This is a genomic window from Longimonas haloalkaliphila (genome assembly GCF_055379825.1).
The window spans coordinates 2,302,226-2,318,979 of the sequence record NZ_AP043948.1; the positions used below are offsets into that span (position 1 = coordinate 2,302,226).

At 60.2% G+C, this 16,754-nt stretch carries 14 protein-coding genes and 1 riboswitch; of the genes, 5 read left to right on the forward strand and 9 right to left on the reverse strand.

Annotated features, from left to right (window positions below; all coding sequences use genetic code 11):
* Positions 1–310 precede the first annotated feature (310 nt).
* A complete protein-coding gene (locus tag ACZ48V_RS09000; RefSeq protein ID WP_464538422.1) occupies positions 311–1,024 on the forward strand; it encodes a CPBP family intramembrane glutamic endopeptidase in 714 nt (237 codons plus the stop codon).
* 89 nt (positions 1,025–1,113) lie between these two features.
* Here ACZ48V_RS09000 and ACZ48V_RS09005 read toward each other — a convergent pair whose 3' ends face one another.
* The 7 genes from ACZ48V_RS09005 to lnt all read right to left on the reverse strand — a co-directional run bounded on the left by ACZ48V_RS09005 (position 1,114) and on the right by lnt (position 7,081).
* Entirely contained in the window at positions 1,114–1,533 is a 420-nt protein-coding gene (locus ACZ48V_RS09005) for a hypothetical protein (RefSeq protein WP_464538423.1), read from the reverse strand.
* Positions 1,534–1,594: 61 nt separating this feature from the next.
* The gene (locus ACZ48V_RS09010) at positions 1,595–2,329 is read right to left on the reverse strand and encodes a sulfite exporter TauE/SafE family protein (RefSeq protein ID WP_464538424.1); all 735 of its coding nucleotides are present in this window, start codon (positions 2,327–2,329) and stop codon (positions 1,595–1,597) included.
* Positions 2,330–2,569: 240 nt separating this feature from the next.
* Positions 2,570–3,076: a copper chaperone PCu(A)C gene (locus ACZ48V_RS09015; protein WP_464538425.1), complete on the reverse strand. Its 507-nt coding sequence runs from the start codon at positions 3,074–3,076 to the stop codon at positions 2,570–2,572.
* Between the two features lie 14 nt (positions 3,077–3,090).
* Positions 3,091–3,693 carry an SCO family protein gene (locus ACZ48V_RS09020; protein ID WP_464538426.1) on the reverse strand — a complete coding sequence of 201 codons (603 nt, stop codon included), beginning with the start codon at positions 3,691–3,693 and terminating at the stop codon, positions 3,091–3,093.
* 389 nt (positions 3,694–4,082) lie between these two features.
* Complete coding sequence (locus ACZ48V_RS09025) at positions 4,083–4,826, reverse strand: type 1 glutamine amidotransferase (RefSeq protein ID WP_464538427.1); 744 nt, start codon at positions 4,824–4,826, stop codon at positions 4,083–4,085.
* Positions 4,823–5,431 (reverse strand): Maf family protein, encoded by a 609-nt coding sequence (locus tag ACZ48V_RS09030; protein ID WP_464538428.1) that lies wholly within the window; start codon positions 5,429–5,431, stop codon positions 4,823–4,825. The genes ACZ48V_RS09025 and ACZ48V_RS09030 overlap by 4 nt, the downstream gene beginning before the upstream one ends.
* 24 nt (positions 5,432–5,455) lie before the next feature.
* A complete protein-coding gene (gene lnt / locus ACZ48V_RS09035) occupies positions 5,456–7,081 on the reverse strand; it encodes an apolipoprotein N-acyltransferase (RefSeq protein ID WP_464538429.1) in 1,626 nt (541 codons plus the stop codon).
* A 211-nt stretch (positions 7,082–7,292) separates the two neighbouring features.
* Between lnt and ACZ48V_RS09040 the strand changes: the two genes are divergently transcribed.
* From ACZ48V_RS09040 to ACZ48V_RS09055, 4 genes are all read left to right on the forward strand, one after another.
* Entirely contained in the window at positions 7,293–8,141 is an 849-nt protein-coding gene (locus ACZ48V_RS09040; RefSeq protein ID WP_464538430.1) for a ParA family protein, read from the forward strand.
* Positions 8,138–10,645: a penicillin acylase family protein gene (locus tag ACZ48V_RS09045; protein ID WP_464538431.1), complete on the forward strand. Its 2,508-nt coding sequence runs from the start codon at positions 8,138–8,140 to the stop codon at positions 10,643–10,645. Before ACZ48V_RS09040 ends, ACZ48V_RS09045 begins: the two co-directional genes overlap by 4 nt.
* A gap of 288 nt (positions 10,646–10,933) precedes the next feature.
* Positions 10,934–11,013, forward strand: a riboswitch (adenosylcobalamin-variant (AdoCbl-variant) riboswitch).
* 291 nt (positions 11,014–11,304) lie between these two features.
* A complete protein-coding gene (locus ACZ48V_RS09050; protein ID WP_464538432.1) occupies positions 11,305–12,279 on the forward strand; it encodes a ribonucleotide-diphosphate reductase subunit beta in 975 nt (324 codons plus the stop codon).
* Between the two features lie 153 nt (positions 12,280–12,432).
* Positions 12,433–14,109, forward strand: coding sequence for a ribonucleoside-diphosphate reductase subunit alpha (locus tag ACZ48V_RS09055; protein ID WP_464538433.1), 1,677 nt, complete (start codon positions 12,433–12,435; stop codon positions 14,107–14,109).
* Between the two features lie 189 nt (positions 14,110–14,298).
* On the opposite strand, the gene ACZ48V_RS09060 is transcribed toward ACZ48V_RS09055, so the two are convergent.
* Positions 14,299–15,666: a sigma-54-dependent transcriptional regulator gene (locus ACZ48V_RS09060; protein WP_464538434.1), complete on the reverse strand. Its 1,368-nt coding sequence runs from the start codon at positions 15,664–15,666 to the stop codon at positions 14,299–14,301.
* 353 nt (positions 15,667–16,019) lie between these two features.
* Entirely contained in the window at positions 16,020–16,682 is a 663-nt protein-coding gene (locus ACZ48V_RS09065; RefSeq protein WP_464538435.1) for a potassium channel family protein, read from the reverse strand.
* Positions 16,683–16,754 lie beyond the last annotated feature (72 nt).

The following is a 16,754-nucleotide window of genomic DNA, read 5'->3' on the forward strand; positions in this document are numbered from 1 at the left end:
TTCGGCCCCAGTCCAGCGCCGCCGCTCGGAGCCCAAATTAAGAAATCAAAACAGGTTCTAAGCCTGCGTTAAGTCCATGAAGTGTAGAGCGCTCCGGTGTTTGGGGGAGAAATACTCCAGAAGTTGAGGGTCTATGAAAGGAATGTTGCGTCTATTGCTGCTGCAGCATCAATAGCAACAACCGCAGTAACATAACCACAGTAGTGAGTACGAATCCACAGGCTAAATCAGTCTGCTCGGCGATGCTTGCTACGTCGTAGAAGGTGCGAGCCGATCACTCTCTCATGCACCAACCGAACGAGATGAAGCAATGCAACCAACGCACACGTCAACAGACGTACATACGGCGTCTTCAGGAGGGCAGCCGTCTTCTGAGTCGGCTTCGTGGCCATACCGTCTCTATCTTGCTATCGAGTTTCTGGTACTCTTTGCCGGACTCCCGTTGTTGCTCTACACGCAGCGCTACGCGCTAAGCGGGCGCATCGTGCTGGTCCTGGCTGTGCTCGCTGCCGGCTGTGTCGTAGCCCTCTGGGTCGACCCGGCGTTCGAGCGGAGGCGGATGTGGAACGCATCGTCGCTTTCAAAGCATCTGCGGTCGATGCTTGCCGTTTTTGCGCTGGGCACAGTGGGCATGATCGCCGTGTTCGCATGGTGGTACCCGGAGCTGCTCTGGTCCTTTCCGCGCGAGCACACCCGTACCTGGCTGCTCTTGATGCTTACGTATCCGTTGCTCTCGGTGTACCCGCAAGAGCTGATCTTTCGTACCTTTCTCTTTCACCGGTACGACCCGCTTTTCCGGAACGTGCGTACAAAGATCGCGGCAAGCGGCACCGCGTTTGGCGTTGCCCACATTGTGTTTGCTAACTGGGCAGCGCCGCTGCTAACAGGACTCATCGGTCTCTGGTTTGCGCGTACGTACGCGCACTCGGAGTCGACGCTGGCTGTGACCATCGAGCACGTGCTCTGGGGGATGCTCGCGTTCACCGTTGGCCTCGGATGGTATTTTTACAGCCCGGCGATCTGATAGCACAGGCAGCATCCACGTTTAATCTTGTAATCCAATCCCGGTGCAAGAACCGACGCAAGAACCGACAGAGGACGACCAGAGCGAAGTCACGGGGCCTCGTTGGCTCCGTTCGGGCGCGGATTCGGCAGGTCGAGCGTTGCGGTGTCGGGCAGCACGCGGATGTTGCGGGCCTGTAAGTTGCTCCCGCTTACGTGCAGATCGAACACAATGGGCGTACCGGTGTCGAGCGTATCGAGCGACCCCGGACGGTCAATCGGAAGCGTCATGAGCATCGGATCCATGAAGTCGGGGATCGTGTCGTGATGCACGATCATGTCGCGCCCGCCGGTGGCCGGTGCCTGAAATTCGCCGCGCACGTCGCTGTAGACCTCTGCGCCCTCGGGAGCCGGAAGCGCATCGTCCGACGAGCCGCTGCATCCGGTAAGGAGAACTCCGCCAAAAAGCAGGAGCGCAACCAGAAGCACAATGCTGTATGCGATGCCAAAAGAATGCATCGAATGGTTCATGAGGGGCATGTCAGGTTGAGGGCGTAGGAGGAAAGAGAGAAGATTGCTGTACGTCAATCCGCTACGGCTGCACTTCGGGCGGCTCAACCAGCGGTATGAAACGGCACATCTCCGGTGAGAAGACAGCCTCACGCAGCTCAGGGCTCATGAACGTGCCAAGCGAGAGTCCGCGCAGGATGAGGAGGATGCCCACGATCGCGATGCCGTAGGGGGCCAATTTCAGCAGGGTAGCCCGCCACGATGAAGGAGCGCGGCGCCCCATCCACTGCACTGCGAGCAGCGCAGGAAACGTAGCCAGTCCGAAGGCGGCCATAAACAGCATGCTATCGATCATCGAACCAGCCGCCAGCGCCGTCGCAATAGCCGCATACGAGAATCCGCACGGTAGCAGTCCGTTTAGCACGCCGAGCGCGAACATGTTGCCCGAGCCGGGACTGCGCAGGAGCGACTGCAGCGGACCCCGAAGCTTGCTCATCAGGCGGGCAGGCGTAGCTTCTAACGCTTTCAGGCGGGCGCGTATCGGACGAATCAACACAGCGCTGAGCATCAGCACGCCAATGATAAGCGAGAGCCAGCCCTGATAGCCCTGTAGGGCTACGGCCCAGCCAAGCGCCCCGATGAGGCCGCCCATAGTCATGTACGAAAGGGTGCGCCCGGTGTGGTAGATACCACGCCCCATCCAGAAGCGCCAGGGCGCACGCGCACCGGGCACGGCCAGCACAAGCGGTCCACACATGCCTACGCAGTGCAGGCTCCCCAGCGCGCCAAAGACCAATCCAGTAACGAGCCACTCCATGTGAACAAGAACGACGGCGTGAGCAAAAAGAGGAGGTAGCGGTTCAATGTTAAATGATTGCCTGTGGTTTACATCATCGCAACCTGCTCAAACCCCCTCTGTCTACCGACATCTCCCCCTTGGCCAAGGGGGAGAAACCCGTAGGGAGAGGGGGTTCAAAGAAGAAAGAGCTGCTGCATTCAATCGCTTTATCATTTAGCGTCTATCCACTACCAAAGAGGAGACAGGGTCCCCGCAACACTACGGAGCCTGGTGGGGTGGGGGCGTGTTGCGCACCGAGGCCTGCACGGTCTGAGAGGCACCTTCGGCAAAGTGGAGCGTCACCTCAACCGTATCGCCAACCGACAGCGTGCGGTTTGCGGCGTAGAGCATACCGTGTAGTCCCCCAGGCTGTAGCTGCGTCTCAGACGAAGGAGAGATGGGAAGTCCCTGCTCAAGCTCATCCATGCCCATGGTGCCGTCGTCGCGCTCTACGGTTTCGTGGATCTCGGCGCGGTCCGAAAACGGCGCTTCAATGCGCAGGAGCGTGTCGGGCGTCGCCTCGCGGTGGTGCAGCGTAGCATACAGGGCCGTGACGCCCCCCTCAGCAACCGGACGCACCCACGCATCCGACACGGTCAAGGGGGCTGAGGATGCGTCGTCCTCGGCAGGCGAAGCGGTGTCGTTGGGCGCCTCGGCCCCGCATCCGCCAAGCATCAGCGCAATACAGAGCACAGCGGCTCCCAGAAAGCGTGTGTAAGCAAGCATATGTGGTGGTGGATTTACGAAGTGGGACGAATCGTCTCCAGATCTTCTGCGAAGATCTCAACCGGGGTCATGCTGCCACCGTAGTGGAAGAGCACGCGCCCCTCCGCGTCGATGAGTGAGATCTGGTCAGTGTGGTCGATCAGGTAGTCGTCATCGTCGTAGGTGCCGCGCGAAAGCTCTACGCGCACTCCTACGCGATCCATCAGAGCAAGAATGGTATCGCGGTCGCCAGTCAGGAATGACCAGTCGGTGGTGTCGAGCCCGTAGGCGTCGCGATAGTCGCGCAGGCGCTCTGGCGTATCGCGCTGCGGGTCGAACGTGATCGTCACGAACGCCACATCGTCAGGCGCATCCAACTTGTCGTGCACCTGCTTCATGTTTACGGTAACGAGCGGGCAGATGTCGGGGCATTGCGTATACACATAGCCCACCATCATAGCCTTTCCGGCGAAGTCATCGGGAAAGACGACTGTGTCGCCGTTATGATCAACCAGTTCAAACGAGGCGTCTGATAGGTCATCAATGCGGTTATCCTCACCGCTGCACCCGGTGAGTCCGGTCGCGAGAAGTGTAGCTGCAAGCAGCAGCGCAAGTCCTTGTGATACACGAAGCATCATGAGCGCGTACCTATTGGAGATAGTATGGTTGTAATGACATCCACACGCGAGGCGAGCCGTCGTTTCCACAGCTCTGCGCAAATTACGTGGATTGGAAGTGCATTAGCGGGTAGACTGTACGCAACGCGCATCGGGGTGTTACGTAGCCGCAGCGCGGGGCAGAGGGAAGCGTATGCATATGCTGGCACGGCGCGCCATAGCCATGCATCAGAAGCGCTGGCCGCCAAGGAGCACCCGGTCGTGCAGGCGCACCGCTGCCGCGTGCACCCAGAAATAGATGCTGTTTCGGATGCTATGACGACTCATCCCCAAAACGATATGCGCAACGGGGGGGCGCTCAGTGCGTCGTGCAGGGTAGCGCTATACGGCGTACATTACACGGCATATCACTACACGGCGTACGCAAGCAGGAACCGATGCAGCAGATCGTCTACTTCAGACGTTTCGACGAGGTTATTAAGCACCGCCTCAAAATCTTTCTCGTTGGGGAGGTCCTCGCGGTAGTAGTCGCGGTACTCAATGAGACGCTCGCGCTCGCGCTGCGCGTCAAGCTCGCTGTGAAACTGCGTGCCGTAGCAGGGCCAGTCTTTCATGCGGAAGGCCTGGTTCGGCTGGTCGTTGCGTGCAAGCTCTACGGCATCTTCAGGCAGCTCAGCGACCCGGTCGTGATGGCCCATGTTTGCCGTAAACGTATCGGGTAGCGTGCCAAAGAGCGGGTCGTTTGCGCCGTGATCGGTAAGCGAAACCATACCGGACCCCAGCTCGGAGCGGTCCGAATCGTGGACCACGCGTCCGCCCAGCGCGCGGGCAATGACCTGGTGGCCCCAACACGACCCGAACAGCGGAATCTGACGCTCCGCCATCTGGTGAATCAGGCGCAGCAGGTCTTCCATCCAGGGATGATCGTCCTTGGCCGAATACTCCCCGGCTCCGCCGATAAATACAACATCGACCTCGTTGAGGTATCGGGGCGCAAGCGGATCGCGCAGTACGCTCACCGAGGTCATCTGGTCAGGGCGTAGCGTGGTGCGCTCCATGAAGCACTGGCGCTCCTGCAGCTCCATTTGAGCAGAGGTGCGGGCTTGCAAGAGCAGAACCTGGACAGAATCGAGGGCAGCGGTTGTCGTTTTCATGCGTTGTCTATTAGGTCAGCAAAAGTGGAGCGAAGCGTGGCATACAGCGTCCGCAGCGGCAAGCCCATCACGTTGTAATAGTCGCCCTGCAGGCGGTGCACAAAAAACGGCGCAATAGCATCCTGGATGCCGTAGCTTCCGGCTTTGTCCATCGGCGAACCGGAGCGCACGTACGCGTCGATCTCATCGTCAGATAGCGCAGCCATATGCACCGTGGTCTGTGTTACGGTGGCTACACGGCGTGTGGTGGGAGGGTGGTGGAGTGCCATGCCCGTGAGCACGTGGTGGCGGCGCCCCTGCAGGCGGCGCAGCATAGCGTGAGCGTCTTCGGGACTGCCGGGCTTGCCGAGAATCTCGCTCTCAAACACGACCACCGTATCGGCAGCGAGTGTAAGCGCCTCTGGGTGGGCCTCGGCTACGGGCGTTGCCTTCTGGTGGGCTATGGCGCGCACAGCCTGCTGCGGGGTAGTCCCGTCGGGGATCTGCTCTTCGGCAGGACTCACCGTGGCTTCAAAGGGGAGTTCAACCTGCTTCAAGAGCGCACGCCGGCGTGGAGACTGCGAGGCAAGGATCAGAGGCGTGCGCAGTGTGAACAGGGGCGGCATGAGCAAACAAGGACGGGGCAAAAGCTATGGAATACGGCGTGTAATAGCGTATACGAGAAGAATGCCTACGACGGTCCATGCAATGTCGGTGTACGGTGCCATGCGCATGTGCGCCCCGGAGGGCTGCGCGTGGGGCCACTGCACTGTAGCGACGCCCGACGTGCCGTAGGCAATCAGCTCCTCGGCTTCTCCGGACGGGTACACCAGGGTCGAAGGGCCCCCCACCGATGCGATAAGCAGGGGACGGCCGGTCTCGATAGCACGGAGCCGTGAGTAGTGCACATGCTGCCGGGCGGGCTGTGCACGGCTCCACCAATCTGTCTGTGCTAGCGTGATCATTCCAGTAGCCTCGTGCAAAGTGGGCCCCGCAGTGGCAACGTAGTTGCTAAACAGGCTCTCAAAGCAGATGAGCGGTATAAACGTGTCGGTATCAGCTGTTACGGGGTGCAAGCCAGTCCCTGGGCGGTAGGCGCGCGACATGTCTTCGGCAAGCTGAAAACGTTGCAACCCGCGCCACACGGTAGAGCCCGGTACAAACTCGACCAGCGGAACGAGGTGTCGTTTGTCATAGCGCTGCGCGGGACCTTCGGGGCGTAGGAGCAGCGCCGCGTTGGTGTGCAGTCCGCGCTCACCTGCAGACAGCACGGCACCGGCAAGCAAGGGCACTTGCCAGGCCGTTACGTTCTGTTGTAAGCCAAGGGTGTCGGCGGCGTGGAGTGCCGTTTCGGGCCACACGACCAGGTCCGGACGTGTCGACGCAGTGTCCAGAGCGGTCGTGGTCTGGTGCATCAGTGCTTCCCGGCGCGAAGAGGCACGTGCATCGCTCCAGGTGGTTGGTGGCATAGCGGGCTGTACCACCCACGCGGTAGGGGCGCTTCGGGGGGCGGAGACTGGCGAGGACGTATCAGAAGCAGCCGAAAGCGTCGCGATAATCGCAACAATGAGCAGCGCAGCTCCGCCCGTCACCGCACCTGCTATACGAACCCACACGTCGTTACGCCCTTCTACGTCATGGCTCAGGCGAGCGCTTAAATGAGGAAAACGCATGACATGCACAAAAACGGCAGCCAGCAGAACGTGCATACCTGCAAGAAGAAAAGTAAGGAAAACAGGGCCTCCGAGCCGGATGAGAAATGCCGTTCCGGGGCTGTCGACAAGCGCGTGTGCACCGAGTACCCACGGAAACGCCCACGGCCCATACTGCATGAGAAGATCCACGAGGATCCATCCGCCTCCCCACAGCAGCAGTCCGCGCCAGCAGCGGTGGCGCTGCGCGTGCAGTCCGCCACCGACGAGCGGCAGGCTATACAGCAAGCTCAGCAGCACCCAGGCCGCAACGCCTGCCTGCGTGCCTGCAGGGGTTGCGTGCGCAGCGAGCCACGGGTAAGCTATCAAATAGGCGACAGCGTGAGCAACGAGTGCAGGACCTGCGGTGTCTCTCAGTACAGTCGGCACAGGCACAGGCATCACGAAGTACGTCAGCCACAGCGGCAGAAACGCAACCCACGCGACCGGCCAGGCCCCATACCCCAGCGCTACGGCCCATAGCCCGCCCGTAAGCAGTGCCGCGCCATAGCGTGCTGCGCGGGATTGACCGGGAGAGGCCTCTGCGCGGGGGGAAGAAAGAGGCGAGACCGGAGAATACGGCATAGAGGCAAGGAAAACCAGAAAGGGGGTAGGCGATTAATGGCTGATGGCGTGCGCCGGCAAGGGCGTGTGGAAAACAGCGTACGTGAGGGCATCACGAAGCGAAAATGATGTGGCTTTCGACAGATTGTATCAACAAAAACGCAAAATCATTTGACAGGCGAAGAGCGTCCACCTACTTTAAGAGCAGTCTTTTGGAGAGAAAACGACGCTCATGCGCGTATTTACAATTTGTAATCACAAAGGCGGCACTGGAAAAACCACCACGACGATCCACGTGGCGGCTGCACTCGGGCTATCGGGGGTGCGTACCCTGGTGGTTGACCTGGACCCTCAGGGATTTCTGACCCGCACGATGGGGGCGGATCCCGATGAAAGCCCCGAAACAGCGCTTTCGCTGTTTGATCCTGATGCCAACCTGTGGGAATGCGAAACCGTTTCGATGAGCGGATTCGACCTGCTACCGTCGTCGAACCGGCTTACGCGTGAGATGCGCGAGCTTAACAAGCCAACCGATGTGCTGTGGATTCGCGAGGCCATTGAACGCAATGTCGACAGCGCGCCCTACGATGCGGTGCTCTTCGATACGGCTGCGGCAGTTACCGTATACAGCCTGAATGCCCTTGTGGCCAGCCAGTATGCGGTGATTCCTGTGCTTCCGGAGTACCAGTCGGTCGTAGGCGCCGAGCAAACGTTCCAGACCGTGTCGATGGTGCGTAAGCGGCTCAATCCGAACCTGCACGCCCCCATGTTTCTATTTACACAGGTCGACGGCCGCAAGCGCTTACACGGTGCGTACCGGAGCTATATGCGCAAGAAGTATGCTCGCCGGGTACTCGACACGGTTATACGAACAAGCACCTCACTCACCGAGGCGTACGACGACGGCGAAACGGTCTTCGACACCGATCCCCACTCGCGTGGCGCACGCGACTACGCCAACGCCACCGATAATCTGATGCAGCGCGTGCGCGCCCACGAGGACGAGGACACGGAGGTGATCCCGCAAAACGGGGCCTCGGTATCTTCAACGACGCCCCCGGAGACCCCCTCGCTTTCATGAGCCGATCGATTCGTACTGCGCTGCGAGCTGGCGGCGCCCTCGCCGCTCTTGCCGGACTATACATCGCGCTCACGTTTAGCTGGGGCGGACTGCCACCGCTGGAGCGTTTCGTGGATCCGGCTGACGGGCTCTGGCATGCGGCCCGAACGGCTGAACTGAATGCTACGTCGCAGACGCTGCAGCTCGATGCGCTCAACGAGCCCGTTACGATGGTGCGCGACGAACGCGGTGTGCCGCATCTCTACGCGCAGAGCGACCGCGATGCCACCATCGCAATGGGGTATGTCGTTGCGCGTGATCGCCTCTTCCAGATGGACTTCACCTCGCGTGTGGCGCAGGGGCGCCTTTCCGAACTGCTTGGCCCGTCGATGGCTAACAGCGACCGATTTCTGCGAGCTACCGGGATGGAGTGGGGGGCACAGGCCAACATCAGGCGGATCGAAGAGGAGGGGGGCACCGAGTGGGATGCGCTGCGCTGGTACACAGAAGGAGCTAATGCTTACATCGAGGCACTGCCTGCGCGCGAGTGGCCGCTGGAGTACCGCCTGCTCAACGCCGAGCCCGCGCTGCGAGCTCCAATTGACGGTCCGCGCCTGCTTCAGTTCATGACCTACGACCTCACGTACCGCAGCGACGCACCGGTCTATCATGCGCTGCAGCAAGCGCTTTCCCCGGAAGACTACGCGACGCTCTACCCTGACCACCCATCCAGACTGTACGCATCCATGTTTCCGGAGGGCGCTGCCGAGGCCTCGCATCATGAAACCTTGCAACACGAACCCTTACAACCGGCGAGCGTAGCGCCACCGGGTCCGGTGCAGGCTATTCTGGAGGCCCATTACGCCGCGCATCACCAATTGCAAGACACGGCGCTGGAAGGCTATCGCTTCGGGAAGGGGTCGAACAATTGGGCCGTGGCGCCTGCGCGTAGCAGCACAGGCGGGGCGCTGCTGGCGAATGACATGCACCTGGGCGTGTCGGTGCCGTCGATCTGGTACGAGGTGCATCTGCATACGCCCACGACAGACGTGTCGGGACTTACGATACCGGGGGCGCCGGTCATCGTGCAGGGCGTAAACGATCATGTGGGCTGGGCGCTCACGAACGCAGGGGCCGACGTCGTCGATCACTACGCGCTTACGGTGAACGACGACCGCACGCAGTACCGCTACGATGGGACGTGGCACGACCTTGAGCTGCAGGTCGATACCCTCTACATGCAGGGCACCACGCCTGTGCTGGATACGCTACGCATCAGCCGGTGGGGACCGCTGCTGCCGGACACGCCGCAGTCGGTGGCCGATACGCAGGCAGTTGCGCTGCAGTGGGTGGCGCATCATCCCAATCGGACGCTGCATGCGCTCTGGCAGATGAACCGCGCCACGTCAGTGGCTGTGCTCGACAGCGCGCTTGCGGACTGGCATGCGCCCATGCAGAACATTGCGATGGCAGATACGGAGGGAAATATCGGGATGCGGATGTCCGGTGCACTCCCCATGCGAGCCTCCGGCACCGGTAAGAGCATCCTGGACGGAAGCACCGATGCCCACGCGTGGACCGGGTGGGTGCCGCACGATGAGATGCCGCATGTGCACAATCCAGAGCGGGGGGTACTGGGATCCGCTAATCAGGTGCCGGTTGGCCCGTCGTACCCGCACTACGCAGGACACGACTGGCGCGACGGCTACCGCTCTATGCGTCTGAAGACGCTGCTCGATGCACGCGAGCAACACAGTCTGAACGACATGAAGGCGTACCAGGTGGATGTCTACGTGCAAGAGCGTGAGGCCTTTGCGCCGTTTATCGAGGCGGTGGAACCCGCTCGGCTCACCAAGCGAGGCACCGCAGTGCGCCGTTGGCTGCTTAGGTGGGAAGGCCACGCCACGACCGACCGCCACGAGCCGCTTGTGATGCATACGTTCCTACGGGTGCTGCGCGACATGATGTGGGACGAGCCCGTCTTCAGCGAAGCGCGGCGTCCGCAAGACGCAGTGCTCCTCGACCTGCTTGAGCACGATCCGGAAGCGCCATGGTTCAACCGTGTTGACACCGATACCACCGAAACCGGTCTGGAGCTGATGGGCCTGGCCCTCGATGCGACTGCCGATACGCTGGCTGCGCGATACACGTGGGACCCCGAGGCGTGGCGATGGGGCGACCATCATCAGCTTGAGATTGCCCATCTCTTGCCAGCAGGGCCGTTTGCCTCGCTCGGACGCGGGCCACATCCGTTCCCGGGCTTTGCGTCGACGCTGTTGCAGGCGCCCGGACTGCGCGTGTCGCACACCGCGAGCCAGCGGGCTGTCGTCGACTTTTCGGGCGATCGCCCGGAGGCACATGTCGTCTATCCCGGCGGGCAGCGCGCGCATCCCTTTGATCCGGTGCACTTCGATCTTTTTGTGGAGCCCTACCTCGAAGAAGCCTACTACGTGCAGGCCCGTCCACAAGACCCCGATGAGATTGAGCCAAACCGCATCAGCGAACAGATACAGCTCATCCCGTAGCGGCCTGTCCACCGAGACGCGTGCAAACGGCGCGGCATGCGGCCCGTACCCGGTGCATTCTCGTGCAAACGTGACAAGCTTGAAAGAGAAAAGAGGGGCGGGTAGGCTTACACGGCCCCTGCCGTAGGTGGGGCTGAATTGGGAGCGCTTCCGGCGTCGTTCCTACGAGATTGTTGCTTGACACTCTCCCGCGCATCTCGTACATAGTATGCCACGCTCAAACACATATGTGCTCTGCACGGCCGCGCTGTCGTGGCGCGGAAGGAATTTGCCGATACGCTGCATGCTCGGCAAAAGCACCTACGGGGGAAGCCGGTGCAACTCCGGCACTGTCGCGCAGCGGTTACAGTCCGAATGCCCGCGTGCACGAGCGACCAAACAACACGTCGGCTGTTTACACGTAGTGCCGTTATCCAACGCTGCAAAACACCCGACTCCCCACGCGTCCTGGGGTTCGTGGTCACGCTAACCATCCTACATGCCGCGCAAACCGCTCCGTCAGTCAGGTTTCCAGTTCAGACTGCTTCAGCCCCGATTGACCCTGCTCAAAGCGGATCGCCTGCGCGACACACGGGGGGCGTAGCTGCCTACGCAACGCTTTGGCGCGCAGGGTCTTGCTTGAACGGTTCCTTTCATAAGCTTGCCTGCCCCGAGCCTATATGCCCCTTTTCCAGAAGCGCGTCAACCTCAAGCCCTACCAGTACCCGCACCTGCTCAAGTTTAAAACGGCCATTCGTCAGTCGTACTGGGTGCACGACGAATTTAACTTTGAGGGTGACATTCAAGACTTCCACGTTAACTGCACCGATGTGGAGCGTAGTGTTATCACCAAAACCATGCTCGCCATCGCGCAGATTGAGGTATCTGTCAAAACCTTCTGGGCCGATATCTACAAGCGTCTTCCGGTGCCCGAGGTGGGAGCGGTAGGCATGACGTTCGCTGAGTCGGAGGTGCGCCACCTCGACGCGTATTCACACCTGCTGGAGCTGCTTGGCCTGAACGAGGCTTTCGAAGACGTCGAAACCATTCCGGCCCTTCGCGACCGCATCGCGTACCTCGAAGATACCTTGGAGGCGGCCGACAGCGCCGACAAGCGCGATTTTGCGCTCTCTATCTTGCTCTTCAGCATCTTTATCGAGCATGTGAGCCTGTTCAGCCAGTTCCTCATCATGCTCTCGTTCGACAAGTACGAGAAACGCTTCAAAGGCGTCGCCAATGCGGTCGAAGCTACCTCGAAAGAGGAGCAGATCCACGGGCTTTTCGGCGTAGAGCTTATCAACGTGATGCGTGAAGAGTATCCGACCTGGTTTGGTAACGAGTTCGACGCGCAGGTCACCGAGGCCTGCCGCCGCGCCTATCAGGCCGAGCAAAAGGTGCTCGACTGGATTTTTGAAGAGGGTGAGCTTGACTTCCTTCCGCGCAACGTGGTCGATGCTTTTCTGCGCGACAAGTTCAACGCCTCGCTCGACCATGTCGATGTCGACCCGCTGTTTGAAGTTGACAGCGACCTGCTCGCCGAAACCCGCTGGTTCTACGAAGAAATCTTGCTCACAAAAGGCAACGACTTCTTCTCGAAGCGCGGTACCACCTATTCCAAAATGACCCAGAGCGTCAGCGGCGACGATCTGTTTTAGGACGCGGCCCATCCCAGAACCGCTCCCCTACGGCTTCATTGCCTCAGCGTGTAGGGGCAGAAGGATGCGCATGATGTGCTCTGAGCAAGCACAATGGCCGCGTATCCCTCTACGTATCTTCCATCTGTCCATTCCGATAAATCACAACCGCCTATGCCAACTACAAAAGTTCGTCGCAAGCGCGCTTCCTTCGACTGGTTAAACGATCACTCGCGCACGTTCTTGCGGCGCGGGTACTTGCTTGAAGGCACCAGTCCTGAAGAGCGCGTCCGCGACATTGCCGACCGGGCCGAGGAGATCCTTGGTATTGACGGGTTTGGCGATCGCTTCTTTGATTACATGAGCCGCGGGTACTACTCGCTTGCGTCACCGGTGTGGGCCAATTTCGGGCTCGACCGCGGCCTTCCTATCAGCTGCTTCGGCTCCTACATCGGCGACTCGATGGAAGCCATTCTTGACACGCATGCCGAGGTTGGCATGATGACCAAGGTAGGGGGTGGTACCAGCGGCTACTTCGGCGACGTACGCCCGCGTGGCTCTGAAATCACTAACAACGGTACCTCAAACGGTACGTATCCGTTTGCACAGCTCTTCGACAAGATCATCAACGTGGTAAGCCAGGGCGAAACGCGCCGAGGCCACTTTGCGGGCTATGTCGATATTGAGCACCCCGACGTTGAAGAGTGGCTCAACATCCAGACCGAGGGCGACACCATCCAGACCATGTACTACGGCGTGGTCGTGGGCGACGACTGGATGCAGCAGATGATCGACGGCGATGCCGAGAAACGCGCGCTCTGGGCCAAGGTCATCGAGGCCCGCATGAACCTGGGCATTCCGTACATCCTGTTTCGGGACAATGTAAATAACGGCAAGCCGCAGGTCTACAAAGACAAGGGCTATGAGATAAAGGCGAGTAACCTCTGCAGCGAGATCGCGTTGCCCTCCAACGCCAAGGAGAGCTTCGTCTGCTGCCTTTCGTCGATGAATGTGCTGCACTACGATGAGTGGAAGGAGACCGATGCGGTGGAGACGCTCACCTTCTTTCTGGATGCGGTGATGCAGGAGTTTATCGACCGCGCTTCCGGTATTAAGCACATGGAGCGCGCCGTGCGGTTTGCCGAGCGCCACCGGGCCATTGGCATTGGTATGCTGGGCTGGCACTCGTACCTGCAAGACAACATGATTCCCTTCGAATCTACCGAGGCCAACATGACCGGGGCCGAGGTGGCCAAGACCATCAAGGAACGCTCGTATGCCGCCTCGGGCGAGCTGGCCGACCGCTTTGGCGAGCCGGAGGTGCTCGAAGGCTACGGACGCCGCAACACCACAACCATGGCGGTGGCGCCCACGAAATCGAGCAGCTTCATTCTGGGGCAGGTCAGTCCCTCAATCGAGCCCATCAAGAGCAACTACTTTGTGCAGGATCGGGCTAAGATGAAGGTGACATACAAGAATCCGCACCTGAAGGAGTTACTGGCCAAAAAGGGCGCTGATACCGACGATATGTGGGAGAAGATTGCCCTGCGCGATGGCTCGGTGCAGCACCTCGACATCCTGTCGGAGCACGAGAAAGACGTGTTCAAGACGTTCAGCGAGATCGGACAGATGACGATCATCAACCAGGCGGCCAGTCGGCAGCAGCATATCGACCAGTCGCAGTCGCTGAACCTGGCGATTGATCCGGGATCTACCGCGGTGAAAGACATCAACGCGCTGTACATTGAGGCATGGCGCAAGGGCGTTAAGTCGCTCTACTACCAGAACGGCGTAAACGCTGCGCAGAGCTTCTCGCGCGAACTGCTCGAATGCCGCGCCTGCGAAGCGTAACCGGACGGGCATTCCTCTTCGCTTCCCAGCAAAACTAATCTGCGGCCCTCATGCGCTTCCCTGTGGAGATGCATGGGGACTTCTTTTTGTGGAGACCCCGCAACATCCCCTTTGCAACGCCCGACGGGGACCGTCGGACACAGTACAGGTTCTTTTTTCGAATTGAGTATCACGTTTCGTGCGGCGCTGCTACGCATCCAGCCCATACGCTTTGCGCTTGCGGTAGAGGGTCGCGGGGTCGATATCGAGCACACGCGCGGCTTCTTGCAGCGTGTCGGTGTGCTGAATGGCGTGCTGAATGTGGTGGGCCTCGACCTCGGCAAGCGTGCGTAGCCCGGTCGGCTTGGAGGTGCTTGCGGGCTCCTCATCAGCAAATGGAAGGTGGGCGATGCTGAGCGTGTGACCCCGGCAGAGAATAACGGCGCGCTCAATGGCATTCTCAAGCTCGCGCACGTTTCCCGGCCACGCATGCGCCTGCAGAGCGTGCTCCACTGGCTCCGACAGGGCCTCGATAGACTGGTTGTATTTGTTTGCGTAGAAGCGGAGAAAGCGCTGGGCCAACGGGATGATGTCGGCAGGGCGCTCGCGCAGCGGGGGCACCGTAAGCGGCACCACATTGAGGCGGTAATACAGATCCTGGCGGAAGGTGCCGGCTTCGACCTCCGCCTTTAAGTTGGCATTGGTCGCTGTAACCAGCCGTACGTCGGCGTGCAGGGTCTCTGGATCCCCCACGCGCTCATAGGCCTGGTGCTGCACAAACCTGAGCAGCTTCGGCTGCAGGCTCAGCGGGAGTTCGGCGATCTCGTCAAGAAACAGCGTGCCACCATCCGATTGCGTAATCCGGCCCGGCTTGGACTGCGTGGCTCCGGTGAAGGCGCCCTTGACGTGACCGAACAGTTCGCTCTCAAACAGCTCCCGCGAGAGCGAGGGGCTGTGTATCACGCCAAACGGCTCGTCGGCGCGCGGACTCCACGCATGAATTGCGCGGGCCAGCACACCTTTGCCAGTCCCGCTTTCGCCCTGAATGAGCACCGTAGCCTCGCTGTCTGCGATCTGGCGCGCCTCATCGAGCACAGCCTGCATGGCCGGACTCTCACTGCTGGTAAGGCGTGCCGGGGCCGAGCGCTCCAGGTCCGATTCCAGCAGCGCTACACGGTGATGCAGCGCCTGCAGATCCACCGCTTTACGCAGCGCCAGACGCACCTGCTCGGGCGTAAACGGCTTGGGCAGATAGTCGGAGGCTCCGCGCCGCATGGCCTCTACAGCGGTGCCAATGGAGGCGTGCGCTGTGATCACAATAATGCTCACGTCAGCATGCATGTCGAGCAGTTCCGGGATCAGATCCAACCCCGATTCCGCACCCAGCCGCAGATCCAGAAAAACGACATGGTAGGCCCCTTCGTGCATCGCCTTGCGTGCAGCCTCGGCGCTGGCCACAGACGTCAGCGCGTGGCCGTCGCGCTCCAGGCAGTGCTTTAGGGCCGTGCGGATGCGCGGCTCATCGTCCACCACCAGGATGCGGAGCGCAGTGTCAAGGGCGTGGGGAGCAGCAGGCATACACCGAAAGCGATGGGTAACAGAAGACAGCGTGTTGTACCGGAAATTGTCACTGGAGAGATACGGCTCTCCTCGTTTTGGTCTGGTACGTCGCATCCATTACGGTGTTACTCGCACAGCATTACGGGTCACGTCAAGCGCACAGGACATATGATCAATGATCGGTAGTGGATAGACGTTAAGTGATAGCTCTCCTGATAAAAATCTTTCCTGAGGCGAACGGTCCCCCGTTCGCCTACGCCAGTCCCGCCGGAGACGTCCGCGCCGGGCGGCGCTCCCAGTCTCCGGCTACTGGCATATTTCCTCCATCACTTAGCGTTGAACCGCTACCCAATGATCAACGGGTGTTACGCTCAACCCGCTTTAAAGCTTTTCATGAGGTCATCTGTAACCCCTAAAAGAGAGAAGACCGTCACTACGTCTCCGCCTTGAAGCATGGTCTCGCCTTTAGGTACAAGGAGATCGGGACCGCGCTCGATAGCGACCAGGATGACCTCTTCAGGCAGCAGGTGCTGCCCGGTCTCCGACAGCGACTTACCCGCGAGTGGGGCCCCGGCCTCCAAAACGATTTCTGCAATCTCAGCGCCATTGCCCAGCGGCATAAAGTCTCGAACGTGGGGACGCGCCACGGCTCGGTAAAACTTCTCTCCGCTCAACCGGTGCGGACTCTCAACGCGGTGCACTCCAAGGTCGCTAAACAGCGACATATGGTCGGGATTGCTCACCGAACTGATGAGTTGGCCTACGTTCATTTCGCGGCCCATCATCATCACGATCAGATTCGTGGCGTCGTCGTCAGTCGTGGCGACGAGCGCATCGGCTTCTGTGATCCCTGCTTCCTCAAGGAGCTCTCGGGAGGCTGCATTCCCATGAAGAACAAGACAGTCGTACTCAGCACTCAGGCGTCCAGCCCGTTCCTCGTGCTCTTCGATAACGACCACTTCGTGCTGGTTGGCCGTGGCCAGTTCCACAATGCGACGGCCGGTGCGACCGGCTCCTACAACAACGATATACATAGACGTTCAACAGGTTGTGGGTAAAAAACTGAATGTTCAGTGTGCGCAAGAATCTGCGCGTGCCGACACGGG

Excerpts from the sequence above, each read along its gene's own strand:
- ACZ48V_RS09010 (WP_464538424.1), bottom strand. The coding sequence starts at position 2,329 with ATGGAGTGGCTCGTTACTGGATTGGTCTTTGGCGCGCTGGGGAGCCTG.
- ACZ48V_RS09045 (WP_464538431.1), top strand. The coding sequence starts at position 8,138 with ATGAGCCGATCGATTCGTACTGCGCTGCGAGCTGGCGGCGCCCTCGCC.
- ACZ48V_RS09025 (WP_464538427.1), bottom strand. The coding sequence starts at position 4,826 with ATGAAAACGACAACCGCTGCCCTCGATTCTGTCCAGGTTCTGCTCTTG.
- ACZ48V_RS09000 (WP_464538422.1), top strand. The coding sequence starts at position 311 with ATGCAACCAACGCACACGTCAACAGACGTACATACGGCGTCTTCAGGA.
- ACZ48V_RS09020 (WP_464538426.1), bottom strand. The coding sequence starts at position 3,693 with ATGATGCTTCGTGTATCACAAGGACTTGCGCTGCTGCTTGCAGCTACA.
- ACZ48V_RS09015 (WP_464538425.1), bottom strand. The coding sequence starts at position 3,076 with ATGCTTGCTTACACACGCTTTCTGGGAGCCGCTGTGCTCTGTATTGCG.
- ACZ48V_RS09060 (WP_464538434.1), bottom strand. The coding sequence starts at position 15,666 with ATGCCTGCTGCTCCCCACGCCCTTGACACTGCGCTCCGCATCCTGGTG.
- ACZ48V_RS09030 (WP_464538428.1), bottom strand. The coding sequence starts at position 5,431 with ATGCCGCCCCTGTTCACACTGCGCACGCCTCTGATCCTTGCCTCGCAG.
- ACZ48V_RS09065 (WP_464538435.1), bottom strand. The coding sequence starts at position 16,682 with ATGTATATCGTTGTTGTAGGAGCCGGTCGCACCGGCCGTCGCATTGTG.
- ACZ48V_RS09050 (WP_464538432.1), top strand. The coding sequence starts at position 11,305 with ATGCCCCTTTTCCAGAAGCGCGTCAACCTCAAGCCCTACCAGTACCCG.
- ACZ48V_RS09055 (WP_464538433.1), top strand. The coding sequence starts at position 12,433 with ATGCCAACTACAAAAGTTCGTCGCAAGCGCGCTTCCTTCGACTGGTTA.
- lnt (WP_464538429.1), bottom strand. The coding sequence starts at position 7,081 with ATGCCGTATTCTCCGGTCTCGCCTCTTTCTTCCCCCCGCGCAGAGGCC.
- ACZ48V_RS09040 (WP_464538430.1), top strand. The coding sequence starts at position 7,293 with ATGCGCGTATTTACAATTTGTAATCACAAAGGCGGCACTGGAAAAACC.
- ACZ48V_RS09005 (WP_464538423.1), bottom strand. The coding sequence starts at position 1,533 with ATGAACCATTCGATGCATTCTTTTGGCATCGCATACAGCATTGTGCTT.